Here is a 26,575-nt window from a genome sequence, read left to right on the forward strand (position 1 = left end):
CGAGGTGGCGCAACCCGCGACCCAGTGGTGAGCGGCCGCATCAGGCCTTCGTCGCCGCCGGGGTCGCCGCGACCGGTGTCGGGGCGCGCCGGCGCCCGCCTGCCGTGTCAGGAGATACGCCAGTGCTGGGCGTTGTTGTTGAGGCAGGTCCACTGGCGCACTTCCGCGCCGGGCGTGGTGCCCCAGTTGTAGTCGTCCAGGCAGAGTCCGCTGTGCCGGTTGACGAGCGTCGAGTAGCCGCCGGCGACCGCGTTGACCTGCCACTGCTGCACGGCCAGTCCGTTGCAGGTCCACTGCCGCACCTCGGCGCCAGGGGTGGTCACGAAGTTGTAGTCGTCGAGGCAGAGTCCACTGTGCCGATTGCTGATCTGGTAGTAGCCGTTGTCGAGCGGTGTCACGTACCAGTCCTGGTTCGCCTGGGTGCCGCAGGTCCACTGCCGCACCTCGGCGCCGGGGGTGGTCACGGAGTTGTAGTCGTCGAGGCAGAGGTTGCTGTGCCGATTGCGGATCTCGACCGGGGTGGCGTTGGACTCCCCGGACGGGCCGGGCTGGATGGCCGACAGCGACACCGGCACGCCCAGGTTGGGGGTCCCGTCGGAGTTCCAGGAGATCTTCTGCACGCGGGTGGTGCGGGTGGTGCCGCAGCCCTGCGAGGAGGAGCTGTTGGCGTGGTACGCGATCCAGGTCTCGGTGCCGTCGGGTGAGGTGAAGAACGAGTGGTGGCCCGGCCCGTACACGCCGTTGGCGTCGTTGCGCTGGAAGATCGGGTTGGCTGCCTTGGTCCACGAGGACGCGGCCAGCGGGTCGCCGCCCCGGTATTCGAGCATGCCGAGCTTGTAGTTCGGGCCGTTGCAGTGGCTGGCCGAGTAGGTGATCCAGGTGCGGCCGTTGCGCTGCAGCGCGAACGCGCCCTCGTTGACCGCCCCGTTCTGGGTCTCCCAGGACAGCGTCGGCGCGGAGATGCGGGTGCCGTACGCCCCGGCCGTCCACGGGTTGGTCAGCGGGGAGATGTACAGCGACTGCAGGTTGTCGCTCGGGTGGAACGCCGAGAACATGACGTAGTTCGCGCCGTTGAGCTTGAGGATCGCGGCGTCGATGGCCCAGCCGTTGTTGGGCATCAGGTTGAGGATGCCCCGGATGGTGTACGGCCCGAGCGGGTCGGTCCCGGCGCTCTCGGCGACGTGGGTGCGCCGCGCGCCGCCGCTCTGCTCCACGGAGTAGTACAGGTACCACCGGTTGTTGATCATTTCGAGGTGCGGGGCCCACATCGTCGTGCCGCCGGTGCGCACGACGACCTGCTCGGGCGCGCCGCGCAGCGCGGAGACGGTCCGCGAGCGGCGCATCACCACGTCTGAGGACCAGGTGGTCGCGACGTAGTAGTAGTACCCGTTGTAGTACGTCAGCGTCGGGTCGCCGCTGTTGGGCACGTCGACGGCCGGGTTGCGGAAGGTCGGGCCGGGCGCGGCGTCGGCCCGCCCCGGGTGGACGACGACCGCCATGGACACGCCGAGCAGGGCTGCCACGACCAGTGACAGCGCCCGCCCGGTGAGGGTGCGTGGCCAGGTCAGCAACATGGTTACTCCAAGGTCATTCGAGGATGAAGGTGGCGTCGGCGCGCCCGACGGTGTCGGTGACCGCCTGGACGTACAGCAGGTAGTTGCTGTGCCGCAGGTAGCGGCCGGAGTAGGTCTGCGACTCGAACGACACCGCCGACGAACCGGCCAGACCCGCGCGCTGGTGGAAGCTCGCGTCGGCGCGGAACGCCGCCGTGCCGTCATTGCGGTCCACCCACGCCTCGCCGTTGCTGCGCTGGCGCAGGAAGTAGCCGGGGAAGTTGGTCGACTCCAGCGAGACGCTGCCGCCGCCGTTGAGGCCGGTGACGATCCGGAACTGCGAGTCGGCCAGGTTGGTGACGTTGGTGTCGATCCGGGCCCGGTACTCCCAGTGGCGCACGAAGCGGTCCGGGAAGTTGTAGGACTTCAGCCGCACCGGGTGTGCCCCGTCGGGGATCGGGATGCCGAAGTTCGGGGTGCCGTCGGCGTTCCAGTACAGCTTCTGCAGCCGGGTGCGCCGGTTCGGGTCGTTGAGCGGGTCGCCGCTGATGTCGCGGTAGTTGCGGTCGTGGTAGACCAGGATGTCGCTGGCCCCGTCCTCGGACACGGTGAACGAGTTGTGTCCCGGCCCCCACTGCCCGGTGGCGGAGTTGCTGGCGAACACCGGGTTCTGCGACTTGGTCCACGACGACGCGCTGAGCAGGTTGCTGCCGGCTGTCGCGGTGAGCATGCCCAGGCAGTAGTTGGCGTCGGTGGCGCTGGCCGAGTACGTCATGAACAGCTTGCCGTTGCGCTGGATGACGGTCGGTCCCTCGGCGACCTTGTAGCCGCGGGTCTCCCAGGCGAGCGTGGGTATCGTGAGCCGGGTGGTCGCGCCGGTGATCGTCCACGGGTTGGCCAGCCGCGCGATGTAGAGGTTGGTGTTCGTGGCGATGCCGGGCTCGGCCTGCGCCCAGACCAGGTAGCGCACCCCGCTCGCCACGAAGGTCGACGCGTCCAGGGAGAACGTCTCCCACGGGGTGCGGATCTGCCCTTTCTCGGTCCAGCTCGCGGTCAGCGGGTTCGCCCCGGTGCCCTCCAGGACGTACATCCGGATCGCCCAGACGTCGTTGGTCGCCCCGGCGGCGAAGTAGACGTACCACTTGCCGTCGATGAAGTGGATCTCCGGGGCCCAGATGTGCGCGCCCATGATCCCGCTGCTGTGCTTGCGCCAGATCACCGTCTCCGGGGCGCTCGACAGGCCTTGCAGGGTGGTGGCCCGGCGCAGGACGATGCGGTCGTACTCGGGGACCGTCGCGGTGAAGTAGTAGTAGCCGTCGGTGTGCTTGTGGATCTGGGCGTCGGCGCGCTGGTTGACCAGCGGATTGGTGTAGTTGACCGCGGGCGACGCCGAAGCGGCGGACGCGTGCAGGCCGGTCGCGGCGAGCGCGCACAGCACCGTCATGGCGGTGAGCCGCCACCAGCGCCGCGGCGTGTGTGACCGTGGACCGGGTCCGTCAGGGAGCGGAGGCATTGTCAGTCCTTCCTGGGTGGGCCGGAACGGCCGTGTGCGGCGCACGGCGTTCCGGGTGGGATTCAGTAGCCGATCTGGAAGGTGGCGTCGGCCCGGTCGGCGGCGGGCGAGCCGGAGCCGAGCACGTCGATGCGCAGCAGGTAGTTGCTGTGGCGCAGGTAGCGGTCGGGGAAGTTGTGCGAGCGGAACGAGGCCCAGCCGCTGTTCGCCAGGCCCGCGGTGCGGTGGAACGTCGCGTCGCCGGCGAACAGCGCCGTGCTGTCGTTGGCCGCGAGCCCGATCACGTAACCGCTGTGGCGCAGGTAATTGCCGGGGTAGTTGACGGATTCGAACGAGACTCCGGCGCTGTCGGCCAGGCCGGGGCGCAGCCGCCACTGGCTGTCGGCGTACGGGTCGAACGGGTACGGGTCGATGCGCCCGACCCGGTTCGCGTGGCGGATCAGCCGGTCCGGGAGGTTGTACGACTTGAGCCGGTTCCAGGTCGGCGCGCCCCAGCGGGTGAGCAGGTTGGCGTGCTCGGTGGTCGTGATCGCCGCGATCGTGGCGTGTTTGGCGTTGAGCGGCTGGGTGTACGCCGCCTTGTCCAGCGCCGTCCACGCGTTGGCGTTGACGTCGCCGCTGCGCCAGACGTAGAACTCGCCGTTGACGGGGCTGTAGGAGTCGCCCCACAGCCACCACTCGTTGCGGTCGTTGGCCTTGACCACGATCGGGGCCTCGATGCCGCCGTTGACCATGCCGCTGGTGTACGTGCTGAAGCTGTTCGGGTTGAGGGTGCTCGACCGGGCCCCGTAGAGCCGGCCGTCGGCGAGGTTCTTGTAGTACAGGTAGTTCACGCCGCTGCCCAGGTGGAACGTGGCGTCGAGCACGTTGAAGCCGGGGTCGAAGAACACCTGCGCGGAGCCGACGTTCACGAAGTCGGTGGTGTAGTTGACCATGAACACGTCGCGGGTGCCGTTGTGCGCGGAGTAGACGATGCCGTACTGGCCGCGGGCGTTGTCCCAGAACGCCTCCGGAGCCCAGGTGTGGGTGTTCATGGTGTGCATCCGCACCCGGCGGTAGCCGGTGAAGCTGCGCAGGTCGACCGAGTCCCAGACGTGGATGTACTGGTTCGGCTGGGTGAAGTCGGTGCCGGTCAGGTCGGTCGCGAGCACTGCGAACGTGTCGTCGCGTTTGCGAAGGATGAACGGGTCGCGCAGACCGCCGGTGCCGGCCGTGGGCGTGACCACGGGATTGTTCTGGTTGAGCGGGGTCCAGTTCAGGCCGTCGGCGCTGACGGCCAGGTGCAGGCCGTAGTTGTTGGCCAGCCGGTTGGGCGACTCGGTGAAGTAGCCCATCACGTAGCCGGTCAGCGGTCCGGCGGCGTGGGCGGGGGAGCCGGTGGCGGCGATGGTCAGCCCGCCTGCCGCGGTGGCCGCGGCCGTGGACAGGAGTCCGGTCAGCAGCTCGCGTCTGGTGGTCATGGGGGATCCTTCCGGAGGGAGCGGGTGCCCGTGGTGCTGCCGGGCGCGGGCACAGGTGTCACCGGGCCCGACGTCGCCGACGCCGGTCCTGAATGCGGGGAGAGCAGCTTTTATTGATGTTTCGGCGAACTATTGCTTGTTAGCGCTCACATTCGTGGCCAGGGTGCGGCGTCGTCGGAGATGGACGTTTGCCGCAGGGATCGGAGCCTGCGGTGGTGAACGGGCGTTGCTCCGGTGCCACGTCGCTGGGTGGCTGCGGTGTTCCCAACCCTGCCCGGAGATCGGTGATCGGCGATCCCAGGCGCGCCGTGGATCTGAGGTTAGGGCGTCAGGCGAACGCTCACAAGGGTTGTCCGTCATCTTCCCGAAACTTTATCGCCAGTCGATCATGAACGCGGAAGTCATCGTATGAATAGGATCTCCATCCGTTCGTGGGTGCCCGCGGCCCGCGATCGTGCCCTACCTTCGGTGGACCCGCCTCGTGATCACCAGGACCGGCGGGCTCGGCACACCTCGAATTGCGGGAGCGAGCAGATGCAGCAGTACTCGGACGGCGACGGCATCGAGGCCGGGCCACCGGCGGCCCGGAACCGGCGCGCACTGTGGGCGGTGCTGGCGCTGGTCGCCGTGCTGGGCGTCGGCGCAGCCGTGTACGCCTCGTCCGGCGGCGACCAGCAGACCCCGGCCGCCACCGAGCCGGCCGCATGGAGCACCCCGCAGGTGTCGGCCGCGCCGTCACCGTCCGATCTGCCGTCCTCGCCGTCGCCGTCCGCGTCCCCGTCGGCGAAGCCCTCGGTGAAGCCGTCGCCGTCGAAGTCGCCGACCAAGGCTCCGGTGAAGATCACCCTGCGGGTGCCGTCGACCCTGGACGGCATCGCCAAGTCGCCGGAGAGCGTCGGTCCGGTGCCCACGGAGCTCAAGCAGCGATACGTGCAGGCCAAGTGGGTGTCCGGGGCGTATGGCGACGCCGACTCGGCTGCCGGGAAGAAGATCGCGTTCTACGCGGCGACCTCGACCCGGCTGAAGTCGCCGTCCACCGAGATGCAGTGGCTGACCCAGAACATGGCCGACGACGGGTTCAGCGGGTTCTTCTCCGTGTCCACCGGCTCGCTCGGGGGCGCGGCCAAGTGCGGCCACCAGGAGGTCCTCGGCAGCGTCTACATGTGCGCGTGGGCCGACGGCGGCAGCATCGGCATGGTCATGCTCTGGGACTACAACCAGAGCGAAGCCAAGGCCGCCTTCCCCCGCGTCCGCGCCCAAATCGAACGCCGCGCCTGACCCACCCCCCAGCCTGCCGGGCGGGGTCGGGCGGGCGCGCCAAGGCGGACGATGTGGCGGAGTGGTGGCTTGCATGGTTTATGTCCGGTCCGTATAAGATCGCCGAGTTTGTGCTGGTCAGCGGCTTGGGATCGAAGTGGGGAACGTATGGGTATGCCACCCGGGGACGCCGACGTGCAGTTCGCGGCGGGGCCGTGGACCTCGCTGGATGACGTGCCCCCGGAGTTGCTGCGTGATCGCAACAGCGACCCGTACCCGTTCGGTCTGGCCGCGGTTCCAGACCAGAAACAGTGATCTTCGCCCGTTGGCGGCCCGGGACCGCAGGTGGTTATGGTCGGTGAGCACCATATGGGGCGGTCGGGGTGGCCTGGATCACAGGAACTCGCGCCGCTCGCCGGACAGAGAAGTGGTCATGGAGTCGAGTCTGCGCGCCCGCGTACGGGCGGGTGATGCCGGCGCGTTCGCCGAGCTGTTCGACCAGTACGCGCGGTCGGTCTACAACCACGCGTTCCGGCTCACCGCCGACTGGTCCACCGCCGAGGACGTCATGGCCGCCACGTACCTGCAGGCCTGGCGTTCCCGCGAGCGGATCAGCGACGAGGGCGGGTCGTTGCGGCCATGGCTGCTCGGCATCGCCACCAACGAGGCGCGCAACCACACCCGCAGCAACCGCCGCTATCGGGCTGCCGCGTCGGCGCTGCACGCGGACGAGTTCACCGCCCCCGACCACGCCGACGAGGTGGCCGGGCGGCTCGACGACAGCGGCCGGATCACCGCCGCGATCGACGCGCTGGCGTCGCTGCGCCGCCCCGAGCGGGAAGTGATCACGCTGTGCCTGTGGGAGGGCCTGGACTACGAGTCGGCGGCGCAGGCGCTGGGCATCCCGGTCGGCACGGTGCGGTCGCGGCTGTCCCGGGCCCGGACCAAGTTGCGCAAGCTCGTCGACGAGACACCCCGGTCAACCCGGAACCCGGCCGGTCCTGCCGGACAGATGAAGAGCGATACCGTCCGTCTGGCAGAGGAGGGCCACCGATGAAGCAACCGCCGCTCGATCCGTCCGAGTGGGCGGAGCTCGCCGAGCTGCTGCCCGACCCCGGCCACCGCGAGCTGCCGCCCGGCCGCCACGAGCTGCACCGGGAACGCCTGCTGGCCGCGATCGCGGCGCCTGAGCGGGCCGCCGCCCCGGTGCGCCGTACGCCCCGGTGGAGCCTGCTGCGGCCGGCGCTCGCGATGGCCGCGCTGGTCGCCGTGGCGGGCACCGTCGCGGTGGTGGTCGCGAATCGCGACGACGAACCCCCGGTCGCGATCCCGACGCCCGGCGTCTCCACGCCTGCCGCCGAACCCACGGGCGGAGCCGTGACCGCGAAGGTCCGGGCGTACGGCACCGTCAGCCAGCTCACCGCCACCGCCGACCTGGTGGTGCGCGGCGACGTGCTGCGCGTCGACGGTGCCGGGCACGACCGCAAGGCCGTCGTCGGCATCGCCGAAGTGCTCTACCGGACGCCGCGGCTGGCCCCGGCCGCCGAGATCACGCTGGCCACCCCCGAGCTGTCGGGGATGTCCCGGCTGGAGCCCGGCCAGCACGTGGTGCTCTACCTGGCCGCCACCCCGGAGGGGGCCGAATACGGCGTGCTCAGCGGTGACTTCGGCATCTTCGACGTCGCGGGCGACACCGCCACGGCGCGGTCGCTGACGATGTCGGTGTCGGGCCTGCGGGAGGAGGACGCGACCGCCCGCGACCGCAGGTTCACCGCCACGCTGGCGGAGCTGCGCGAACTGGCCCGCGAACACGGCTGAAAAAAGGGACGCGAAATCGGGAACTCGACCTCGCGGACGCACAGATAGATGGCGTAAGCAGCGCCGCGACCCGGGCGAGAACCGCACGGGCACGGCGTCGACACGCTGAGGAGCGTTCCATGGCAAGGATCGACCACCCCCACCGCACGCGCGTCCTGGCGGGAGCGGCCGCGCTGCTCGCCGCGGCGGCGCTGGCCGCCTGTGGCAGCACCGACCCGGCCACCCCGGCGGCCGCGCCCGCGACCTCTGCCGCCGCCGCACCGAGCGAGGCCGCCCCGCCGATCAAGGGCAAGCTGCGGGGGTACACCACGGTGAAGGAGCTGACCGCCGCCGCCGACCTGGTCGTACGCGGTGAGGTCGAGGCGGCCGGGTTCCGGGTCGACGAGGTGCTGCGCGCGGCTGACGGAGCCGCCGCGAAGGCCGGCGACAAGATCACCATCACCGGCCTGAACGGGCAGGTCGTCGACATGGCGAACATGTCGAAGCTGGAGACCGGCCAGAAGGTCGTGCTCTACCTGGCCAAGGACGCCACGGCCGCCGCGACGTTCAGCACGCTCAGCGGTGACTTCGGCATCTTCGACGTGACCGGCGCCGACGACGCGGCCGCCGCGACCACCCGCTCGCAGGCGATGGCCGTCAGCGGCCTGCTCGCCGAGGACCCAGCCGCTTCCGGCAAGGGCTTCCGCACCACCCTCGGCCAGCTGCGCGCCGTCGCCGCCCAGGCGTAGCGCGAACTCGCGGGAACGGCGCGTGCCGGCGCCGTTCCCGCGTTCCGGCACGTTCAGTCGGCGAAGACGCGGCTCTCGGCGTCGGCGATGATTTCGGCTGGGGTCGGCGGGGTGAGCAGGTAACGCACCACGGTGTCGCCGCTCGGGTCGCCGGTCGTGCGGCACCGGTCGACCGCCTCCTGCACGTCGTACCGCGTCTGGCGCAGTTGCACGTCGGGTCCGAGCAGCGCCCAGTACGCCGTGCCCGGCGCGCCCAGGTGGTAGGGCAGGCCGACACTGCCCGGGTTCACGCTGCGCCGGCCGGCGACCTCGCGGTCGAACTGCAGGTGAGTGTGCCCGGTGACGATCACGTGCTCGTCGGTGTCGCGGGCCAGCTCGGCGAACCGCTCCTCGGACGTCTCCGGCGTGACGCATTCGGTGTCGTCGCGCGGCGAGCCGTGGCAGAACCGCACCGCGCCCAGCCCCGCCACCTCGACGACGACGTTGAGCGGGAACGTCGCGAGGAAGTCCACGGCCTCGTCCGTGTGCCGGCGCACCATCCACGAATCGCGCGGGCGGGTGTGCTCGCGTCCGCCCCGGGCCAGCTCCACGACCGCCCGGTCGGCGTTGCCGCGCACGAACACCGCCCGCCGCCCCAGCTCCTGCACCAGGTCCACCGTCGTCTGCGGCTCGGGACCCCAGGTCAGGTCGCCGGGGAACACGATCAGGTCAGCGCCGACGGAGACGACGTCGTCGAGCACGGCGAGCAGGGCGGGCACGTTGCCGTGCACGTCGGCCAGGACCGCGACCCGCTGCACCGGGCCGAGACGGGGAGTCGTCACGCGGCCGATCCTCTCACGGAGCCGGAGCCGCCGACCCGGGCTCGGCCGAACACCAGCCCGACGGCACGTGTCGACGCCGAGCCGTCACCGGCCGGGCAGCGTCGCCGCGAGATCACGCCGGGACGAAGCGGGCCGCGTCGGCGACCACGTACCCGTTCGTGGCCTCGGTGCGGATCAGCACGCTCGCACCGCTCGGTGAGGAGCCCGCGGGCAGGCTGAACGTGCCCAGTGACACCCACTGGCCACCGCCGGTGCGCTGGTCGACGGTCCGGGTGGTGACCGTGCCGCCCGCGCAGACGTCGACGGGCACGTTGCTCGCCCGGTTGGCGTGCGACGTCCAGCGCAGGAACACCTGGTAGGAGCCGGCGGTCGGGATCGTCGGGGTGAACCGCAGCCGGTTGACGCCCTTGTTCGTGTTGTCGTCGTGCTCGTAGTCGGGCCCGTGGTATCCGGCGACCGAGGTCGACGTGAGCCAGACGCCCGCCCGGGTCACCCCGGCCGACGTCGAGCTGTCCACGATGATCTCCCCGGGTGCCGTCAGCGGCCAGGTGAGCAGCTGCCCGTCGGCGCGCAGCCGGGCCTGGAGTGCGGCGATCGGCACCTGCTGCACCGCCGACCCGGCCGCGATCGCCAGGTGCGCGGCGGTCGCCGCCGACTGGGCGAGGATCATGAACACGGGTTCCATCCGGATCGAGCCGTACGCGATGTGGCTCGCCGACAGGCACACCGGGACCAGCAGGTTCGCGCACTGCGACTCGTACGGCACGATCGCCCGGTAGCTGATGCCGAACGGCTGCGGCACGCCGATCTGCACGTCGCCCTCGTTCTTCAGCCCGCCCGAGACGACGACCCGCTGGCAGTTGTGCGAGTCCATGGTGTAGCTGGCCAGCCCGACCGAGTCGGCGGCGACGCGGCCGCCCCGGCAGTCCGCCTCGGTCATCACGTACGCCGACACCATGCGCCGCGCCTCGCGCACGTACAGCTGGGTGGGCCAGCCGCCGTTGCCGGTGAACTCGTCCGCGGCCAGCCCCCACGACGCGGTGGCGCTGCGGATCGAGGCGGGCAGCCGCGGGTCGTTGGCCAGGAACCACATCAGCCCCTGCTGGTAGACGCGGTGCTCGTCGACCATGCCCGCGCGGGCGGCGTACGACGCGGTCGGGTAGGCGTAGTTCTGGCCGATGAAGTCGGTCGAGAACGCCCCGTCGTTGTTGGAGTCGGTCTTGCCGCCGCCGACCTGGTGCGTCGTGAAGAACGGGCCGGTGTACCCCGCCTGCACGTAGCGCGCCAGCGGCTCGTAGCGGATCGCGTCGTAGCCTGCGGGTTTCGCGAACGGAATCCGGTTCGCGGCCTGGGTCAGGCACATCCGGAAGTTGTACGCCTGGATCCGTCCGTCGCCGCTGCCCGCTGGCGCGACCGGGGCAGCCGAGATCCCGGGCAGCAGCCCGCTGGCCACGCTGCCCGGGGTCACGTACGGGTCGACGAACCGGTTGAACTGGTGCCCGCTGCGCAACTGCACCCCGTTGATCGTCTCGCCGTACACGCTGTTGGCCTCGCGCCCCGCCGTCCAACCCACCCCGGCTCGCGCCAGCAGGTCGCCCTCGTACGTCGCGTCGACGAACATCGGGGCCCGGAACACCTGCCCGCTGTCGCAGACGATCTCGCCGATCCGGTTGCCGGCCATGGTCACCCCGGTCATCCGGGTGTTCAGGTAGACCGGAACGCCCGCCTCGGCCAGCAGCTCGTCGAAGATCACGGCGGCGACGTGCGGCTCGAACGTGAACCGGGCGGGCGAGGTCGGCGTGACGGCGGTGCCGTTGTACTTGGCGTACACCCGGCGGTAGAACTCGCCGGCCAGGCCGCCGATGGCGGCTTTGACGCCGCTGTCGGTCATGCCCAGCCCGCCGGTCGACAGGCCGCCGACGTGCGCGCCGGGTTCGACGATCAGCGCGGTGCGGCCCAGCCGCCGGGCGGTGACGGCGGCGGCGATGCCCGCCGAGGTCGCGCCGTAGACGACCAGGTCGGCGGTGACGACGGCGGCGGCCAGCGCGGGCAGCGAGACGGCCGGAGCGGCGGCGACCACAAGGGTCGCGGTGCCCAGGCGCAGGACGTGGCGGCGGGTGTACGGCACGGGACGCTCCTGATCGGCAGACGATCGGACAGGGGGAGCGCGCCGCCGCACCCGGCACTCAGGATCATGCTCGCATCGACCGCTGTCAAGCGCTCCCGGCCGCATCCCGCCCCGGCTCCGCGTCATGATCGCTCGACTTGCCAGGCACCTGTGCGTGTCTTGAGCGCACTTACGCCGATCTGCCGGGCAAGTCGAGCGATCGTGGCCGCGCCCGGCCGTGCGGCCACGGGCGGACGTCGCGGCCGGTGGGTCACTTGACCGCGATGCCGCCCCAGAAGGCGTCGGGGACCTGCTCGGGAGTGCCGTCCGGGCGCCAGTCGGCGACGGGCACGATGCCGTCGGCGGTGAGCTGCCAGCGGCCGAGCAGCTTGCCGAAGTCCGCGGGTTCGCGCATGTGGAAGCCGGGCCCCATCATCGCCAGCGCCTCGGGGTAGGCCGACAGCTCCATCGCGTCGAAGTCGAACGCGAGCCGGCTGCCCGCCGGAACCAGGTCGTACATCTCGTCCAGGGCTCGGGCGAGGGTCGCGTCGTCGAGGAAGGCCGCCAGGCCCAGGAAGATCAACCCGACCGGGCGGGTGGCGTGGTCGGGCAGGGCCCGGTCGAGCGCGGCGCCGTCGATGCCGCGCGGGTCGGCGGCGTCACCGAGCACGTAGTCCACGCCCGCACGGCCGGCCAGCAGCTCGCGGCCCGCCGCGACGATCTCCGGGTCCACGTCGGTGTACAGGACCCGCGCGTCCGGGACGGTCTCGTGCACGTTGCCCTGGGCGGGGATGCCCGCGCCGAAGACGAGGAACTGGTCCACGCCCTCGGCGGCCAGGTACCGCGCCGCACGGCCGGAGAACGCCCGCAGCGAGCGGAAGATCTCCGCGCACGGCCCGTACGCCCCCTCGAAGGCCCGCGCGGCGGCGACGTCGATCGGGTGGTGGCGGGTTCCGCCGAGCCAATAGTCGATCATCCGGGCGGTGCTCGGGGCCTGCGGCTCCGTCGTCATCAGTATTCTCCTCAAGCTAAATCCGGCATCCAGTCTCGCACCGTCGTGACCGGACGGTGTCGGTGCGGCCTTGCCTGCGCCTTCGCCGCCGGGCCGGGCGAAGGCGGTCCGCGCGCCCGCAGGCGCCCCCTAAACCCCTTCTGACGTCGTACGGAGTATTCGCGTGTTCCGGGGTGCCCAGCGCCTGAACAACCGTTACGGTCGAACCCATGAGCAACGTGACCCGTGACGTGTTCGACGACAAGGTGTCCGCCTGGCGGCAGTGGCAGGACGCGCCCTGGGGCAGGTTGCGCTACACCCTCGCCGAGCACAACATCGCCCGTCACCTGGACGGACGCCGGTTGCACATCCTCGACGTGGCCGGCGGCAACGGCGTCGAGGCGGTCCGCTACGCCGTCGCCGGGCACCAGGTCACCCTGGTGGACTACTCGCCGCAGATGCTGGTCTCGGCACGCTCGCTGGCCGAGTCCACCGGCGTGGCACACCGGGTCACCGTGATCGAGTCCGACGTCGCCAAGCTCGGCGACGTGGTCGAGCAGCAGGCCTACGACCTGGTGCTGTGCCACAATCTGCTGCCGTACGTCGCCGACGTCGAGTCGACCCTGTCGACCGTCATGGCTCCGCTGCGCGAGGGCGGCCTGCTGAGCGTCATCGCGGGCAACGCCCACTCCGAGCCGCTGCGCGCGGCCATCCGGGACATGGACCTGACCGCGGCGTACGAGTCCATCGACGCCGCCGAGCGGTTCACCCACACGTTCAACACCCCGGTCTACCCGCGCACCGCCGACGAGGTGTGCACCGCGCTGCGCCGCATCGGCGCGGGCGTGCTCGGCCACTACGGCATCCGCTCGGTGTGCGACTACATCCCCGACGACGAGCGCAAGTACGACGCGTCGTTCTTCGCCGAGCTGGAGCGCCTGGAGATCGCGCTGTCGGACCGCATGCCGTTCCCGCTGACCGCGCGGCTGTTCCACGTGATCGCGGGCGTGCCGGTCACAGCTGGGTGAGCACGTTGAAGTCGAGCCGGTCGGCTTCGGCGAGGTAGATGCGCTGCCGGGCATGCCGGCGGCGCATCGCGATCGCCCCGCGCGGCCCCTCGTAGGTGACCGTGTCCGCGCCGGACCCGATGGCCCGCACGTCCAGCGAGCCCGCCCGGTTGATCAGCGCGGCGAGCAGCAGCACTCCCTCGTAGCAGGACTCGCCGAGGCTGCCCGGCTGCGGCGCCTCGACGCCGAAGCGACGCGCGTACTGGCCGTGGAAGTCGAGGTTCTCCGGGGTCACCAGCGTCGCGAAGAAGCCCGCGGTGCTGAACAGGCCGCGGGTGGCGTGCGCGCCGCTGGCCATCAGCATGTTCTCGTCCATCAGCGTGCTCAGCCGCAGGCAGCGCTGGTCCAGCCCGGACGCGGCGAAGGCCCGGTTGAAGCGCACCGCGTCGTTGCCGACCAGCAGCATCAGCACGGCGTCGGCGGCGCTGCGCTCGATGCGGCGCAGCACGTCGGCGAAGCCGTGCACGCCCAGCGGCAGGAACGCCTGCCCGCACACCTGGGTGCCGGACTCCACCGCGTACCGGTGGGCGGCCGCGGCGGTCCGGCGCGGCCACACGTAGTCGTTGCCGACGATGAACCAGCGTTTCACCCGGTGCTCCCCGGCCAGCAGCCGCATCGCGGGCAGCAGTTGCTCGTCGGGGGTCTCGCTGGTCAGGTAGACGCCTTCGGTGCGCTCGCCGCCCTCGTACAGGGCGGTGTAGACGTACGGCACGCGGTGCGCGATGCGGGGCGCGAGGGCCTGGCGCACCGAGGAGATGTGCCAGCCGGTCACGCCGTGCACCGCGCCGAGCGACACCAGCGCGTCGACCTCCGCGGCGACCCGCTCCGGGGCGGCCCCGCCGTCGACCGGCACCAGGCTCAGCTCCCGGCCCAGCACTCCGCCGTTGCGGTTGACCTCCTCGACGGCGAGCTGCGCGCACAGCTCGCAGGTCGGGCCGAAGATCCCGGCCGGGCCCTGCATCGGGAACACCAGCGCCACGTGGACGGTCTCCCGCAGGGTGCCCGTGTGCCGGCCGGGCAGTCCGGGGACGACCAGGCCGGGCAACCGCTGCGGCGGTACGGGCATGGGCACATGTTCCCGTGACCGGCGCATGATCTCCAGACGGTTCCCGCACTCGAAGCCATTCTGTAGCATGAGTCACGCCCATCGGTCGAGGAGGGACATTGTCCGCCCCAGCGCCCCACGGTCCGGCTCCCGATCTGCTGCACCTGCTCACCCAGGCCGAGCGGCTGCTGCAGCGGAGGCTGTCGGTCATCCTGCGCGCCGAGCAGTGCACGCCGGAGGCGTGGCGGGTGCTGACGCAGCTGGCGGCCGAGGGCGGGCGGCCGATGACCGAGGTCGCCGACGGCGCGTTCCTGCCGCCGGGCACCCTGACGAAGGTCATGGACCAGCTCGTCGAGCACAGCCTGGTGTACCGCCGGGTCGATCCGCTCGACCGCCGCCGCATCCGCGCCTACCTCAGCCCCCGCGGCCGCCAGCTGCACGACCGGATCGCGGACCAGGTGCGGGGGAGCGTCGGCGAGCTGGCCATGCCCGAGGGCGACCGTGATCAGCTCGCCGCGCTGCTGGGCGCGCTGACTGGAGCGCTGTCGCGCCAGCCGGCCGCTGCCTGATCAGCCGCACGGGCGGGCCCATTGCCACGTTGATAGACCTGCCTTAATATGAGGCTGCAGTGGGCGGGAGCGTTTCCACGGCTCGGGCAGGCACTTTCCCTTGCCCGGCTCGTGACGCACGCGTTGCGCCACACCACTTCGCCGACTGATGCTCGACGCCTTCACCGGCTTTCTGACCCGTCCCGGTGCCCGGGGGTACAGCCCGCGCACCGGGACGCCTTCGTTGCCCGGACACCCCTGGTCAGGCCGTGATTCACGGTCTAATTAGGTCTGGCGGCCGGACGGCTGGTATTAGTTCCCGGTGACATTCATTACGCAGCGCAATAATCTGCTGGGAATCCTTTTCGTGGTGACGGCCGTGGTGGCCGCCGCCGGCTGCGCACCGGCCGCAGACTCGCCCGAAGCCGCGCCGACCTCGCCGCCGGTGGTGTCCGCCTCGGCGGTCGCACCGTCCGCCGCCGCCTCGCCCGTCGTGGCGGACGACGGCTGCCCGCCCGACGTGAACCTCATGTACGAGTGGCTCAAGGACACGCCGGCGATCTTCAACGAGATCGACAAGAGCGTCACCGGCATCGGCGAGCCCAAGTGCGCCGAGGGCTGGTCCACCGCGATGACGGTGGTGAAAAACGCCGACCCGCTGGTGGTGCTCTTCAAGTACGAGCCGAACACCGGCAGGTGGATTCCGGTCGGGCTGGGTTCCGACGGCGTCTGCGACGGCGCGGTCAAGGTGCCGGAGGCCGTACAGGCCAAGCTGCACCCCGGCTGCTGACGGCCACGGCGCGTCCGCCGCTCGGTATCAGGCGGACGCGCCGTGCCGGCCGTTCAGGACACCATGTGCTGTTCGGCCAGCTCGGTCAGCCGCACCGTGCACAGGCCGCTGCGCTCGGCCTTGACGTCGGTGACCGTGAGCTGCGTGCCGGGCGCGAGGATGAACTCCTCCTCGCCGGTGAACGCGGAGAAGCTGCGGATGCCCACCGCCCGCACCGGCGTCACCTCGAAGATGGTCCGCTTGCCGCGGCCGCCGAGGAACGCCTGCGCCACCCCGAGCTTCGAGGTGCACGACGACACGCCCCACCAGGTCACCGTCTGGCCGACCGGGTACTGCGCCCGCAGGTCCAGCGCCACCCCGCGCCACAGCGGCTCGGTGCGCGCGGGCAGCCGCGACACGGCCGAGAACAGCAGCCGCAGGTACGGCAGGTACGGCGTGATCCGGGTGCGGTCGGGGTGACGCAGCGTGGCGTTGATCTGGCGGTAGAACGCCGACTCGCAGGTGTAGAGGTACAGCGCCGCGACCTCGTCGGCGGTCAGGCCGCCGGCCGCCTGCTCGGCCTGCTTGCGGCCGAAGTCGTGCGAGCTCTCCACGTACCAGTCGAGCCCGGACAGGAGTTTCGCGGCCGGGGCGACGGCCTCGCGGAAGTCCATGAGCGGGGTGTCGAAGACGCCGGTGATCGCGGGCAGCGCCAGGCCCTCGTCCTTGACGCTGGCGAGCCGCTCCAGGTAGAGCTTGTGCAACTCCATCGTGGACGCGATGAACGCCCCCATCCGGTCGGCGGCGTCCTTACCCTGGCCCGTGCTCGTGTTCCAGCCCTTGCTCGGCAGCCAGTCGATCTCGTCGGCGCCGAGGTCCCGCAGTGCCTCGTTGACCGTGGCGAAGTGGTCGCCGTCGCAGAAGATGTCGCCCTGCGCCGCCGGGTTGGGATGGTCGATGTGCCGGACCTCGACGTCCGGGTACTTCTTCTGCAGCCGCATCACGAGGTTCTTCAGGCCGCGGGCGTGTGCGCCCCACCACGCGAACACGACGCCCCGGTCCTGCTCGTCGGCGTTCTGCTTGGACCGCAGGATCTCCTCGACGAGCTTCTCGACCACCGGCCGCCAGAACGCGGTGTGCTGGTCGACGCCCATCGCCCCGTCGCCGCTGGCCGTCAGCGAGGCGTTCAGCAGCAGCACACCCTGGGTCAGCATCGCCTGGAACCACTCCGGCGGCTGCACTGTGTCGTGCTGGCGCAGCAGCTTGCGGATGTCGGCGATCGGCGTCTTCTTCGGGATGCCGTGCTTCCACATCGCCGCCGCCTTGATGATGCAGCGGATCGTGATGACCTTGCCGAACTGGCTGTCGTTCCAGTCGTGGAAGGTGTTGTCGAACATGGCGATGCCGGTCGCGCTCTCCGGCCGCGGGTAGGGGTTCTGCCCGAAGACGACGACCTTCCACTTGTGCGGCGGGTTCGGCTTGAGAGCTTGGAAGGTCAGCTCGCGGACGGGCACGACCTGCGGGCCGCGGCCGGGACCGATGAAGGTCGCCGCGGCGGGCTGGGCCTCGATGACCGGCTTGAGCACGGGCAGCCACGGCTCGCCGCCGCCGTTGAAGAGTTCGGCGAGGCCGAGCGGGTCGTCCTGCCCGGCGGGCGTCGGCGCGGCGTTGTCGCTCATGGAGTGCTCCCGGGGGCGGCCGTGCCGGGGAGGCACGGTGATCGGCTTGGGTGCCGCGCACGGCGACCGAAGATCAGCCGCGCCAGGCGGACCGGACGCTAACACCGGACCATGACAACTCGCGGCGGTCCGTTCGATCACGACTCGGCCGCCGGGATTTCGTCGGTGCGGCCCGCTATCTTTCGAGCCGCTGGAACCACCCCCTCCCCGTGACCGGAGCGAACCATGACTGTCAGCTACATGAAGCCCCAGCTCAAGGTAGTGCTGAGCGACGTCAACACGAAGGTCGTGCAGGCGTGGCAGTCGGCATTCGCCGACACCCCCGAGGTCGAGATCTCCCGCGGGTCGATCATCGACAAGCGCGTCGACGCGTGGGTCAGCCCGACCAACTCGTTGGGCGACATGAACGGCGGCGTCGACGCGGTCATCAAGCGGCACCTGGGCGCGGGCATCCAGCTGCGGGTGCAGCGCGCGATCCGGGACGGGTTCGGCGGCTCGCTGCCGATCGGCAGCGCGGTGTGTGTGCCCTCCGGCGCGGCCAACCCGAAGTTCCTGATCTCGACGCCGACGATGAACCAGTCGGCGGAGAACGTACGCGAGACGCTCAATGTGGCGTTCGCGTGCGCCGCCGCGTTCCAGGCCGTCCATCTGCAGAACGAGCGCGAGCCGGGCAGCATCACGTCGATCGCGCTGGTCGGTATGGGCGCGGCGACGGGCAAGGTGCCGCCGCAGGTGTGCGCGAACCTGATGTGGGCCGGCTACACGCTGTTCCAGGACTACTCGTTCGGCGACTACCACGAGCTGCGCGCGACGATCGCGGCCCAGCTCGGCGACATCGAGAGCCGCCCGGTGCAGCGGGTGCGGATCACGCCCCCGGCCCGGCCCGCCGGTCGCCGCTGAGGCAGGCCGGTCAGCGGCGGGCGTGGTTGCCGCGGCGGCGTCGGGCGGCCGCGGAGAGCACCAGCCCGGCCGCCGCGATCACCGCGCCGAAGGCGAGCAGCGGCGGCGCGCCCGGCCCGCCCTCGCCCGCGAGCGCGTTCGTGCCCGTGCCCGGGGTGTCGGCGGCCTGGGCTGCCGCGGACGGGTTCGCGGCCGACGCGCCCGCGTCGACCAGCCGGCCGACCGAGGCGTCCGCGGGCTGGGCGAAGCCCCAGTCGAGCAGCGCGGCGCCCTGCTCCCAGCCGCGCAGCGGCACGTACTCGGCGCCGAGCACGCTGACGACCAGCCGCCGCCCGTTGCGCTCGGCCGCGCCGACGTACGTGTGCCGGGCCAGGTCGGTGTAGCCGGTCTTGCCGCCGAGCGCGCCCGGGTAGTTGTCGATCAGCAGGTTCTGGTTCTGGATCTGGAAGCCTTTGTGGTGCTTGCCCTGGTCGGGGATCTGCGTGTACCGGGTGAGGGCGTACTTGCGGAACAGCGGCTCGGCCAGGCACGCCCGCATGATCAGGGCCAGGTCGTAGGCGCTGGTGAACTGGCCGGGCGCGTCGAGGCCGGACGGCGTGACCGCGTGCGTCTGGAACGCGCCCAGCTTCGCGGCCAGCGCGTTCATCTCGCGGACCCCGGCCTCGGCCGAGCCCGCGCCCAGCCGGGCCAGCGTGTTCGCGGCGTCGTTGCCGGAGGCGAGCAGCAGCCCCAGCCACAGCGTCTCCACCGTGTACCGGCCGCCCTCGATCAGGCCCGCCGACGAGCTGCCCGGCTCGATGTCGACGTCCTCGTGGGTGATGGTGACGACGCGTTTCGGGTCGAGCCGCGCGATCATGGTCGCCGCGAGCAGCAGCTTCTGCACGCTGGCCGGGGTGGCGTACTCGTGTGCGCCGCATGCGCCGAGCACCGCGCCGGTGTCGAGGTCGGCGACCAGCCAGGAGGTGGCGGTCACCGCGGGTGGCGCAGTGGCGGCCGCGGGCACGGCCAGGCCTGCGGTGGCCAGCTCGTCGCCGCCGACGGTGCGCAGGATCGGGTCTGCGGAGGGCGGCGACGGGCGTGTCGGCGCGGACACCTTCGGCCCGGCGGGCTTGGGGCAGGGCGCGATGCGCCAGGACGCGGCCTGCGCGGGCGCGGCCCGGCCGGGGGAGACGGGTGCCTTCGCGGCCACGGGCGCGGCGGCGAGGGGAATCGCCAGCGCCGCGGTGGCCACCGCGAGAGTGAGGCGCTGCCGTGAAGGCGCAAACCGGTTCATGTACGGCAGACTAGTAAAAACCGCCCGTAAGCGGAGATGTCTTCGCGAAATTGTCGCGGGCTGCTCGCGGCGGCATCGTCGCATCTCCGGCGTTCAGCCTGGCCGCCCACCATCCGGTGTGGATTGTGAGCGATCACAACTGGCCGGTAGAGTCCCCCGGATCCGAGCCGGGTTCGGTCGGCGGCAGACCTGAGGACACGCATGAGCATCGGCGACACCCCGTCATCACCCACCGGGCGGCACCGGGGCCGGACGGCCAAGCGGCGGCTGCTGCTCGTCGCCAGTGGGCTGTCCGCCGTCGCGGTGCTGGCCACGGCCGCGCTCATCGCCGCCGCGGGCGGCCCGGGTTCCTGGTTCGGGTCCGACCCGGTGGCCCCAGTGCAGGCCCAGGCCTCGGCCACCCCGGACCTGTCGGCGTCGGCGACCCCGAGCCCGGCCGCGTCCCCGTCGGCGCAGGCGATCGGTCCGTGTGCCCGGGTCGCCGGGCCGAAGCCGGTCGTGAAGGTCACCGAGGTCAAGCTGAGCGCCGCCGTCACCGGGTACGGGCGCGAGGGCGACACCGAGCCGCTGCCCATGGCGATCGCCGAGCGGCCCGCGGGGGGCTCCTGGCTGGCGTGGCTCGGCACGAACGGGCGGGTGTACCTCGGCCGGCTCGACTGCGACGACAAGCTCGTCGGCACCCCCACCAGCTTCGTCGGCATCGACCTGCAGGACGTGCACGCCGACCGCACCGGCGGGGTCGTGCTGCTGACCCGCAAGGGCGACTGCGGCGGCGGCAAGCTGTGCGGCGGCTCGTCGAGCCCCTGCAAGACGATGCACATGGTCCGGTTCGACGACTCGGGCCGCCAGGTCTGGGAGCGCCAGGTCACCAACCTCGGCGGCGGCCGCACCGGCTACGACGACGGCGCGCGGTTCGTCTGGTGGTATCAGCACCACGGCCGGCTCGCCACCGACGGCAAGAACTACGCGGCGTACTTCGGCGTCGCCATCACCGTGCGCAACGGCTCCTGCGTCGACATCCACGAGGGCGACCGCATGCAGGTCGTCGACGCGAACGGCAAGCTCGTGTCCGGCCACCGCGACAGCTTCGAAGTCGGGTGCAGCCACAGTTGGACGACGCGCATCGTGTGGGATCCGCGGACCGGCCATTACGCGATGGTGTGCGCGACCGACAACGCGTGCCGTATCGCGCAGCCGGACCCGTACCGCACCGTGGCCGCGGGAACCTGCGACGGCAGCCTGTTCGGCGGTGACCTGGTGCTCGCCCCGAGCCGCGGCTACTGGACCGCGTGGAGCCAGGGCGGCGGCGTACGCCTGGAGCGCTTCACCACCGGCACGTCGAACCTCACGATCAAGACCGCGGCCCGGTCGAGCCACCCGCACCTGGTGAGCTACGGGACCGGCCGGATGCTGCTCGCCTGGGCCTCGGGCTCCTCGATCGCCGCCCAGGTGTACGACGCCGCCACCGGCAAGACCGTGGGCGCGAAGTTCACGGTCAACGTCAGGGACCACGACTACCAGGCGTTCAAGGCATACTCGGACGGCAGCGCGGCCTACCCGGCGGCGGGCGGCAGCAGCAGGTCGATCCGGATCGCCCGCGTCCTGCCACTAGCCTGAGCAGACCGGCTGATCCGCCGGCGCGACCGGAATGACGGTGGCCCTGGACGGGCTGCGGCTGGTCGGCAGGGTTCCATCGGAGTGGGAGGCCGAGTTTGTCGACTACGCGCCAACCCGGGACATCGTGCCGCAGTACGCTCGCCGGCGGCGACCCAGGGGCCGATGAACTCGGGCTGATCATGCAGGTGCAGAGGGTCGGCGACGCCGTCTTGACGCGGCCCGCGCTCGGCATCATTCGACAGTGTGCGAACACCTTGTGGGACAGCTTGCCCGACGATCACGACATACCGCACTGACCGCGATGAGGCGTGCAGAGCACGGTCCGGGCGGGGTCAGTCAGGCGTCGGCGTCGCGGAGGCGGGCGGGTCGAACACCGCCAGCCGGGGGTCGGCGGCCAGCGTGGTGACCTGCTCGCCGAGTGGCGTGTACTGGGCGCTGGCCGGCAGCGCCGCGCGGACGTCGGGCGTGTTGGTGATAGTCACCAGGACCATGCTGTGCCCGGTGTAGACCGCCACCGACCACCAGTCCGCATCGGTGCCCAGCCGGTGTCCCGCTTTCAGTGCCTCCGGCGTCTCGTGCACGCCGTACTGCTCGACGACCAGGCCCTCCTCCGTGACGGTGGACAGGCGGCAGATAGGGAGCCGGGCGCAGTGCCGTTCGTCCGGGCGGGCCGTCGTCGGGGCCACCGAGATCGTCACCGTGCCCTGCCCGCTGGCGGTGGTGATCCGCACCGCGACCGTCAGCGCCGCCGGACCGATCGCCGGGTCGAGCAGCGCGGCCAGCGGCCGGGCGTCCCCGCGGTCGTCGAGCCCCAGGTCGACCCGCTCCAGACCGCCCGGATTCACCTTGGTACGGAAGTACGCCGCGACCTCGCAGCCGAGCCGTTCGCGGCGCACCTGCTCGGGCAGGATCGATCTGGTGCGTAGGGGCAGATCGCCGGTCAGCGCCGTCAGCCGGTCCATGCCGCCTTCGTCGCCCCCGCTCACCGGCCGCCCCGACGGAGTGGCGGTGCCCGAGGGCGGCGACGGCAGCCCGGCCATGCAGTCCTCGGCTTCGGGCAGCGGCGCCCCACCGGGCACGGGCCGCAGCAGGAGCAGCGCCGTACCGGCTGCGATCAGCCCGAACACGGTCAACGCCGCGGTGACGGCACGCCGCACCCGTAGCCGGGCCCGGCCAGCCGCGATCAGTTCGTCGGAGGTGAACGGGGTGGGTGGCGCGAGCAGGTCGGGGCCTGTTTCCGCCTCGGTGTCATGACGTCGCAGCAGCCGGAGCAGTGCCTGCTCGGCGTAGACCTCCGGGGGCTCCTGGCTGGAGGAGTTTCCGCGTAGGTAGACGTCCAGCAGGACCCGCCGGGTCAGCCGGTCTGCGGTGCCCCAGTCGCCGCAGCGGCCGTACGCCAGCCGCCGCAGCCGTCCGCCGTAGACGGCGACGAAGTCGGTGTAGTCGGCCTCCCAGTCTCGCACGTCCGTCAGTGAACACGCTCGATGGCGGCCACGTCATCCCCCGGATGGAGAGCGCTCTCCATCCGGGGTTATGCGTCGAGGTAACCGCGCAGCACGTGTGCGTCCGGTGCGGTGGCGCTGACCAGCGTCGCGGGGCCGCTCAGCGGCATCCGTACCGCCGTCGCGCCCAGCACGGCGGGCGGCGCGGGCGCGGCGGCGGCGTCGACGAGCAGCAGCGAGCCGGTCGCGCGTGCCCCGCCGAGCACCGCGGGGCCGTCCCAGCCGGGCGTGCCCGGCCCGATCGTCAGCGACTGGCGCAGCAGGGGAGCGCCGCCGTAGTCGACGATCGTGCTGACCACCGCGTCACCCGGCTGCTCGTCGTGCCGTCCGCAGATCAGCTCCTCCCGCCACCGCAGCCGGGCCCCGCCGGCCAGCTCCACCGTGGACGTCGCCTGGTGCCGGCAGCCCGCCGCGGCGACGAGCTGCTCCGGCAGCCAGCGCAGCTCGCCGCCCGCCGCGACGGTCGCGGTGACCGTCGTGCGGGACAGCGCCCCGTCCCGGCCGGGCAGGGCGATCGAGGCGGCGACGGAGCGTACGCACAGTGACGCGCCCTCGCCGACCTCGATCTCGATCCGCAGGTCGTCGCCGCCGAGCGGCCCGGCGGCGCTGCCGATCAGGTGCACCGTCGCCGTCGCCGAGCCGTCCGGGGTGTGCCGCAGCTGCAGGGGCGGCTCGCCGCGCAGGCGCGCCAGCCGGGTGCCGCCGCGGCCGTCGGCCTCGGCGACGATCCTGGCCAGCGCCCGCATCAGCGCGCCCCGGCGGGAACGTGGTCGTGGGCGTGGACGCCCGCGGCGTGGGCGACGACGTGTCGTACCCAGTCGGCGACCTGGCTCGCGTGCGGGTCCTGCGCGATGGACTGGAAGATGGTGGGCAGCGTGCCGCGGCGGGCGCGGGCGTCGCGGTCCATCACGGCAAGGTCCGCGCCGACCAGCGGCGCGAGGTCGGTCTTGTTGATGACGAGCAGGTCCGACGTGGTGACACCGGGACCGCCCTTGCGGGGCACCTTGTCGCCGCCCGCCACGTCGACGACGAAGATCTGCTGGTCGATCAGGCCCTTGCTGAACGTGGCGGTGAGATTGTCACCGCCGCTCTCGACCAGCACCAGGTCCAGCGGCCCGAGGGCCTCCTCCAGCTCCTCGACGGCGTCGAGGTTGGCGGAGATGTCGTCGCGGATCGCGGTATGCGGGCAGCACCCGGTCTCCACGGCCCGGATACGCGCCGGGTCGAGCACCCCGGCCCGCTTGAGGAAGTCGGCGTCCTCGGTGGTGTAGATGTCGTTGGTCACCACCGCCAGCCGCAGTTCGCCGGCCAGCGCCCGGCACAGGGCGGCGACGAGCGCGGTCTTGCCGGAGCCGACCGGCCCGCCGATGCCGATGCGCACCGCCCGGTCCAGCCGCGGCAGCGGCGGGTGCGGGTCGACGCCCGGCTCCGGGTGGGTGTGGGGCACCGTTTCGTCGTGGTCGTAGGCGTTGTCAGCTCGCAAAGAGACGCACCTCCCAGGTGGCGTGCAGTTCGGCGGAGATGTCGGCCAGCGGCGCCGCGTGGGCCGGCAGCTCCTGCGGGGACTTGTGGGCGACCGCCGCGGCGGCTGCCGCGATCTCGTCGCATTCGCCGGCCATCCTGGCCAGCAGGTGCTGCACCTGATACGGGTCCAGCCCGAGCAACCGCACCGCCGCGCTGGCGGGTCCGGTGAGCACCCCGTACGCCGCGATCTGCGCGGCCTCCTCCGTGGACAGTCCCGCCGCGGCCGCCGTCACCCCCAGCGCCAGCGGCTGGTGCGGGCCGTCGGGATGCTTCGGCAGGTGCCCGTACAGCTCGCTCGGCCACGTGTTCCGCCCCGCCCGCAGCAGCGCCTTGCCCTGCCGCCGCGACGCCAGCCGTAGCGCCGGCGACACCGTCCGCGCCTCCAGCTCCCGATCCAGGGAAAGGAAGGGCACCTTCACATCGGATTCCGTAGAGGAAGGTGCCCTTCCCATCCGCGAGGCGGAGAGGTGGGTGGCGGCGGTGAAGGCGACGGTGACGGGGGCGGCGTAGGACAGGCGGCCGTGCAGGAAGGACTCCAGGCCGGCCAGGTCGGTGACCCGGCCGGCCGCGACGGCCGCTTCGAGGCCGCTGGAGTGGGCGTGGCCGCCGGACGGGAAGCGCCCGTCGGCCAGCAGCAGGTACGCGGTGCGGTGCATCAGAAGAGGAAATACCGCTGGGCCATGGGCAGGACCGTCGGCGGGTCGGGCTCGACGACCTCGCCGTCGATGCGGACGGTGAACGTGTCCGCGTCGACCTCGATGCGCGGCATCGCGCTGTTGTGCGGTAGATCGGCCTTGCCCCGCGAGCGCACGTCGGCGACGGGCACCAGGGCCCGCTTGACGTCCAGGTCCAGGCCCGCCTCCAGGGCCGCCGGGGCGACGAAGGCGAGCGAGGTCTTGGCGGGCACGACGCCGTACGCGCCGAACATCGGGCGGGGCAGCATCGGCTGCGGGGTGGGGATGGACGCGTTCGCGTCGCCCATCTGCGCGTACGCGATCATGCCGCCCTTCATCACCAGGTGCGGCCGCACCCCGAAGAATGCCGGGTCCCACACCACCAGGTCGGCGAGCTTGCCGGGCTCGACCGAGCCGATCTGCTCCTCCAGCCCGTTGGCCATGGCCGCGCAGATGGTGTACTTCGCGACGTACCGCTTGGCCCGGTTGTTGTCGGCCGACGAGTCCCCGGCCAGCGAGCCGACTCGGTCCTTCATGACGTGCGCGGTCTGCCAGGTGCGCAGGACGACCTCGCCGATGCGGCCCATCGCCTGCGAGTCCGACCCGATGATCGAGATCGCGCCGAGGTCGTGCAGCAGGTCCTCGGCGGCCATCGTGGACGGCCGGATGCGGCTCTCCGCGAACGCCAGGTCCTCCGGCACAGCCGCGTTGAGGTGGTGGCACACCATCAGCATGTCCAGGTGCTCGGCCAGGGTGTTGCGGGTGTACGGCCGGGTCGGGTTCGTCGACGACGGCAGGATGTTGGGCAGGCTCGCCACCGTGATGATGTCGGGCGCGTGTCCGCCCCCGGCGCCCTCGGTGTGGTACGAGTGGATCGCCCGCCCGTTGATCGCGGCCAGGGTGTCCTGAACGAACCCGGCCTCGTTCAGGGTGTCGGTGTGGATCGACACCTGCACTCCGGACGCGTCGGCGACCCGCAGGCACGCGTCGATCGCCGCCGGGGTGGTGCCCCAGTCCTCGTGCAGCTTGAACCCGCCCGCCCCGGCCCGCAACTGCTCCCACATGGCCTCCTCGGAGACCGTGTTGCCCTTGCCGAGCAGCAGCACGTTCACCGGGAAGGTGTCGAGGGCCTCGAACATGCGGGCCAGGTGCCACGCGTTCGCGGTGACGGTGGTGGCCTTGGTGCCCTCGGCCGGGCCGGTGCCGCCGCCGACCAGCGTCGTCACCCCGCCCGCCAGGGCCTCGTGGACGAGCTGCGGGCAGATGAAGTGCACGTGGGTGTCGACTGCCCCGGCGGTCACGATCTTGCCGTTGCCCGCGACGACCTCGGTCGCCGGACCGATGACCAGATCAGGGTGTACGCCTGGCATGGTGTCGGGATTGCCCGCGCGTCCGATCGCGACGATGCGGCCGTCGCGGATGCCGATGTCGGCCTTGACGATGCCCCAGTGGTCGAGGATCACCGCGCCCGTGATGACGGTGTCCAGTGCGCCCTGCGCCCGGGTGGCCCGCGACTGGCCCATCGACTCGCGGATCACCTTGCCGCCGCCGAAGACGGCCTCGTCGCCGCCCGCGCAGCGGTCCTCCTCGACCTCGATGAGCAGGTTCGTGTCGGCGAGCCGGATGCGGTCGCCGGTGGTGGGGCCGTACAGCGCGGCGTACCGCTCACGGCTGACCAGGATCGTCACAGTGCCTCCGCTCGTTCGCGACTGCGGGGCTCGCCAGCTCG

24 protein-coding genes are annotated in these 26,575 nt (G+C 71.7%); 10 read left to right on the forward strand and 14 right to left on the reverse strand.

Annotated features, from left to right (window positions below):
- Positions 1–107 precede the first annotated feature (107 nt).
- From AB0B35_RS08500 to AB0B35_RS08510, 3 genes are all read right to left on the reverse strand, one after another.
- Positions 108–1,574, reverse strand: a complete 1,467-nt coding sequence (locus AB0B35_RS08500; protein ID WP_361042451.1) for a family 43 glycosylhydrolase — start codon at positions 1,572–1,574, stop codon at positions 108–110.
- Between the two features lie 13 nt (positions 1,575–1,587).
- Positions 1,588–3,066, reverse strand: a complete 1,479-nt coding sequence (locus AB0B35_RS08505) for a family 43 glycosylhydrolase (protein ID WP_361042454.1) — start codon at positions 3,064–3,066, stop codon at positions 1,588–1,590.
- Positions 3,067–3,128: 62 nt separating this feature from the next.
- Positions 3,129–4,526: a glycoside hydrolase family 43 protein gene (locus AB0B35_RS08510; RefSeq protein WP_361042457.1), complete on the reverse strand. Its 1,398-nt coding sequence runs from the start codon at positions 4,524–4,526 to the stop codon at positions 3,129–3,131.
- Positions 4,527–5,060: 534 nt separating this feature from the next.
- Between AB0B35_RS08510 and AB0B35_RS08515 the strand changes: the two genes are divergently transcribed.
- The 5 genes from AB0B35_RS08515 to AB0B35_RS08535 all read left to right on the forward strand — a co-directional run bounded on the left by AB0B35_RS08515 (position 5,061) and on the right by AB0B35_RS08535 (position 8,329).
- Positions 5,061–5,804 (forward strand): hypothetical protein, encoded by a 744-nt coding sequence (locus AB0B35_RS08515; RefSeq protein ID WP_361042459.1) that lies wholly within the window; start codon positions 5,061–5,063, stop codon positions 5,802–5,804.
- Between the two features lie 153 nt (positions 5,805–5,957).
- On the forward strand, positions 5,958–6,098 hold the full coding sequence (locus AB0B35_RS08520; protein ID WP_361042461.1) for a hypothetical protein: 141 nt from the start codon (positions 5,958–5,960) through the stop codon (positions 6,096–6,098).
- A 118-nt stretch (positions 6,099–6,216) separates the two neighbouring features.
- Positions 6,217–6,840, forward strand: coding sequence for a sigma-70 family RNA polymerase sigma factor (locus tag AB0B35_RS08525; protein WP_361042463.1), 624 nt, complete (start codon positions 6,217–6,219; stop codon positions 6,838–6,840).
- Positions 6,837–7,601 carry a hypothetical protein gene (locus AB0B35_RS08530; protein ID WP_361042466.1) on the forward strand — a complete coding sequence of 255 codons (765 nt, stop codon included), beginning with the start codon at positions 6,837–6,839 and terminating at the stop codon, positions 7,599–7,601. Before AB0B35_RS08525 ends, AB0B35_RS08530 begins: the two co-directional genes overlap by 4 nt.
- 119 nt (positions 7,602–7,720) lie before the next feature.
- Positions 7,721–8,329, forward strand: a complete 609-nt coding sequence (locus tag AB0B35_RS08535; RefSeq protein WP_361042469.1) for a hypothetical protein — start codon at positions 7,721–7,723, stop codon at positions 8,327–8,329.
- A 53-nt stretch (positions 8,330–8,382) separates the two neighbouring features.
- Here the strand turns inward: AB0B35_RS08535 and AB0B35_RS08540 are convergent, their stop codons facing one another.
- The 3 genes from AB0B35_RS08540 to AB0B35_RS08550 all read right to left on the reverse strand — a co-directional run bounded on the left by AB0B35_RS08540 (position 8,383) and on the right by AB0B35_RS08550 (position 12,269).
- Positions 8,383–9,150 carry a metallophosphoesterase family protein gene (locus tag AB0B35_RS08540; RefSeq protein WP_361042472.1) on the reverse strand — a complete coding sequence of 256 codons (768 nt, stop codon included), beginning with the start codon at positions 9,148–9,150 and terminating at the stop codon, positions 8,383–8,385.
- A 112-nt stretch (positions 9,151–9,262) separates the two neighbouring features.
- A complete protein-coding gene (locus tag AB0B35_RS08545) occupies positions 9,263–11,278 on the reverse strand; it encodes an FAD-dependent oxidoreductase (protein ID WP_361042475.1) in 2,016 nt (671 codons plus the stop codon).
- Between the two features lie 250 nt (positions 11,279–11,528).
- A complete protein-coding gene (locus AB0B35_RS08550) occupies positions 11,529–12,269 on the reverse strand; it encodes an SAM-dependent methyltransferase (RefSeq protein ID WP_361042477.1) in 741 nt (246 codons plus the stop codon).
- 209 nt (positions 12,270–12,478) lie between these two features.
- Here AB0B35_RS08550 and AB0B35_RS08555 point away from each other — a divergent pair, with 209 nt between their 5' ends.
- Positions 12,479–13,276 carry a methyltransferase domain-containing protein gene (locus tag AB0B35_RS08555; RefSeq protein ID WP_360527434.1) on the forward strand — a complete coding sequence of 266 codons (798 nt, stop codon included), beginning with the start codon at positions 12,479–12,481 and terminating at the stop codon, positions 13,274–13,276.
- On the opposite strand, the gene AB0B35_RS08560 is transcribed toward AB0B35_RS08555, so the two are convergent.
- Entirely contained in the window at positions 13,263–14,381 is a 1,119-nt protein-coding gene (locus tag AB0B35_RS08560) for a substrate-binding domain-containing protein (protein WP_361042479.1), read from the reverse strand. The genes AB0B35_RS08555 and AB0B35_RS08560 overlap by 14 nt on opposite strands.
- Positions 14,382–14,479: 98 nt before the next feature.
- On the opposite strand from AB0B35_RS08560, the gene AB0B35_RS08565 reads away from it, so the two are divergent.
- Together AB0B35_RS08565 and AB0B35_RS08570 are read left to right on the forward strand one after the other, a co-directional pair.
- Entirely contained in the window at positions 14,480–14,929 is a 450-nt protein-coding gene (locus tag AB0B35_RS08565; protein ID WP_361042482.1) for a MarR family transcriptional regulator, read from the forward strand.
- A gap of 301 nt (positions 14,930–15,230) precedes the next feature.
- Positions 15,231–15,698 (forward strand): hypothetical protein, encoded by a 468-nt coding sequence (locus AB0B35_RS08570; RefSeq protein ID WP_361042485.1) that lies wholly within the window; start codon positions 15,231–15,233, stop codon positions 15,696–15,698.
- A 53-nt stretch (positions 15,699–15,751) separates the two neighbouring features.
- On the opposite strand, the gene AB0B35_RS08575 is transcribed toward AB0B35_RS08570, so the two are convergent.
- Positions 15,752–17,356 (reverse strand): ADP-ribosyltransferase domain-containing protein, encoded by a 1,605-nt coding sequence (locus AB0B35_RS08575; protein WP_361042488.1) that lies wholly within the window; start codon positions 17,354–17,356, stop codon positions 15,752–15,754.
- Positions 17,357–17,581: 225 nt separating this feature from the next.
- On the opposite strand from AB0B35_RS08575, the gene AB0B35_RS08580 reads away from it, so the two are divergent.
- Positions 17,582–18,256, forward strand: a complete 675-nt coding sequence (locus tag AB0B35_RS08580) for a macro domain-containing protein (protein WP_361042490.1) — start codon at positions 17,582–17,584, stop codon at positions 18,254–18,256.
- A gap of 10 nt (positions 18,257–18,266) precedes the next feature.
- Here AB0B35_RS08580 and AB0B35_RS08585 read toward each other — a convergent pair whose 3' ends face one another.
- A complete protein-coding gene (locus AB0B35_RS08585) occupies positions 18,267–19,529 on the reverse strand; it encodes a D-alanyl-D-alanine carboxypeptidase (RefSeq protein ID WP_361042492.1) in 1,263 nt (420 codons plus the stop codon).
- A 201-nt stretch (positions 19,530–19,730) separates the two neighbouring features.
- Here AB0B35_RS08585 and AB0B35_RS08590 point away from each other — a divergent pair, with 201 nt between their 5' ends.
- Positions 19,731–21,146: a hypothetical protein gene (locus AB0B35_RS08590; RefSeq protein ID WP_361042494.1), complete on the forward strand. Its 1,416-nt coding sequence runs from the start codon at positions 19,731–19,733 to the stop codon at positions 21,144–21,146.
- Positions 21,147–21,478: 332 nt separating this feature from the next.
- Here the strand turns inward: AB0B35_RS08590 and AB0B35_RS08595 are convergent, their stop codons facing one another.
- From AB0B35_RS08595 to AB0B35_RS08615, 5 genes are all read right to left on the reverse strand, one after another.
- Positions 21,479–22,609, reverse strand: a complete 1,131-nt coding sequence (locus AB0B35_RS08595) for a hypothetical protein (protein ID WP_361042497.1) — start codon at positions 22,607–22,609, stop codon at positions 21,479–21,481.
- A gap of 68 nt (positions 22,610–22,677) precedes the next feature.
- Complete coding sequence (locus AB0B35_RS08600) at positions 22,678–23,394, reverse strand: urease accessory protein UreD (protein WP_361042500.1); 717 nt, start codon at positions 23,392–23,394, stop codon at positions 22,678–22,680.
- Positions 23,394–24,131: an urease accessory protein UreG gene (ureG, locus tag AB0B35_RS08605; protein WP_361042502.1), complete on the reverse strand. Its 738-nt coding sequence runs from the start codon at positions 24,129–24,131 to the stop codon at positions 23,394–23,396. The genes AB0B35_RS08600 and ureG overlap by 1 nt, the downstream gene beginning before the upstream one ends.
- On the reverse strand, positions 24,121–24,828 hold the full coding sequence (locus tag AB0B35_RS08610; protein ID WP_361042505.1) for an urease accessory UreF family protein: 708 nt from the start codon (positions 24,826–24,828) through the stop codon (positions 24,121–24,123). Before AB0B35_RS08610 ends, ureG begins: the two co-directional genes overlap by 11 nt.
- The gene (locus AB0B35_RS08615; protein WP_361042507.1) at positions 24,828–26,534 is read right to left on the reverse strand and encodes an urease subunit alpha; all 1,707 of its coding nucleotides are present in this window, start codon (positions 26,532–26,534) and stop codon (positions 24,828–24,830) included. The genes AB0B35_RS08610 and AB0B35_RS08615 overlap by 1 nt, the downstream gene beginning before the upstream one ends.
- Positions 26,535–26,575: the final 41 nt, after the last annotated feature.

The sequence above is a fragment of the Catellatospora sp. NPDC049133 genome, from assembly GCF_040648455.1.
Taxonomy (GTDB): Bacteria; Actinomycetota; Actinomycetes; order Mycobacteriales; family Micromonosporaceae; genus Catellatospora; species Catellatospora aurea.

What these genes read in the sequence shown, in the direction of transcription:
- AB0B35_RS08560 (WP_361042479.1), bottom strand. Translation starts at nt 14,381, where the DNA reads ATGCCCGTACCGCCGCAGCGGTTGCCCGGCCTGGTCGTCCCCGGACTG.
- AB0B35_RS08520 (WP_361042461.1), top strand. Translation starts at nt 5,958, where the DNA reads ATGCCACCCGGGGACGCCGACGTGCAGTTCGCGGCGGGGCCGTGGACC.
- AB0B35_RS08590 (WP_361042494.1), top strand. Translation starts at nt 19,731, where the DNA reads ATGAGCATCGGCGACACCCCGTCATCACCCACCGGGCGGCACCGGGGC.
- AB0B35_RS08535 (WP_361042469.1), top strand. Translation starts at nt 7,721, where the DNA reads ATGGCAAGGATCGACCACCCCCACCGCACGCGCGTCCTGGCGGGAGCG.
- AB0B35_RS08550 (WP_361042477.1), bottom strand. Translation starts at nt 12,269, where the DNA reads ATGACGACGGAGCCGCAGGCCCCGAGCACCGCCCGGATGATCGACTAT.
- AB0B35_RS08505 (WP_361042454.1), bottom strand. Translation starts at nt 3,066, where the DNA reads ATGCCTCCGCTCCCTGACGGACCCGGTCCACGGTCACACACGCCGCGG.
- AB0B35_RS08500 (WP_361042451.1), bottom strand. Translation starts at nt 1,574, where the DNA reads ATGTTGCTGACCTGGCCACGCACCCTCACCGGGCGGGCGCTGTCACTG.
- AB0B35_RS08610 (WP_361042505.1), bottom strand. Translation starts at nt 24,828, where the DNA reads ATGCACCGCACCGCGTACCTGCTGCTGGCCGACGGGCGCTTCCCGTCC.
- AB0B35_RS08530 (WP_361042466.1), top strand. Translation starts at nt 6,837, where the DNA reads ATGAAGCAACCGCCGCTCGATCCGTCCGAGTGGGCGGAGCTCGCCGAG.
- AB0B35_RS08585 (WP_361042492.1), bottom strand. Translation starts at nt 19,529, where the DNA reads ATGAACCGGTTTGCGCCTTCACGGCAGCGCCTCACTCTCGCGGTGGCC.
- AB0B35_RS08555 (WP_360527434.1), top strand. Translation starts at nt 12,479, where the DNA reads ATGAGCAACGTGACCCGTGACGTGTTCGACGACAAGGTGTCCGCCTGG.
- AB0B35_RS08525 (WP_361042463.1), top strand. Translation starts at nt 6,217, where the DNA reads ATGGAGTCGAGTCTGCGCGCCCGCGTACGGGCGGGTGATGCCGGCGCG.
- AB0B35_RS08600 (WP_361042500.1), bottom strand. Translation starts at nt 23,394, where the DNA reads ATGCGGGCGCTGGCCAGGATCGTCGCCGAGGCCGACGGCCGCGGCGGC.
- AB0B35_RS08575 (WP_361042488.1), bottom strand. Translation starts at nt 17,356, where the DNA reads ATGAGCGACAACGCCGCGCCGACGCCCGCCGGGCAGGACGACCCGCTC.
- AB0B35_RS08510 (WP_361042457.1), bottom strand. Translation starts at nt 4,526, where the DNA reads ATGACCACCAGACGCGAGCTGCTGACCGGACTCCTGTCCACGGCCGCG.
- AB0B35_RS08515 (WP_361042459.1), top strand. Translation starts at nt 5,061, where the DNA reads ATGCAGCAGTACTCGGACGGCGACGGCATCGAGGCCGGGCCACCGGCG.
- AB0B35_RS08580 (WP_361042490.1), top strand. Translation starts at nt 17,582, where the DNA reads ATGACTGTCAGCTACATGAAGCCCCAGCTCAAGGTAGTGCTGAGCGAC.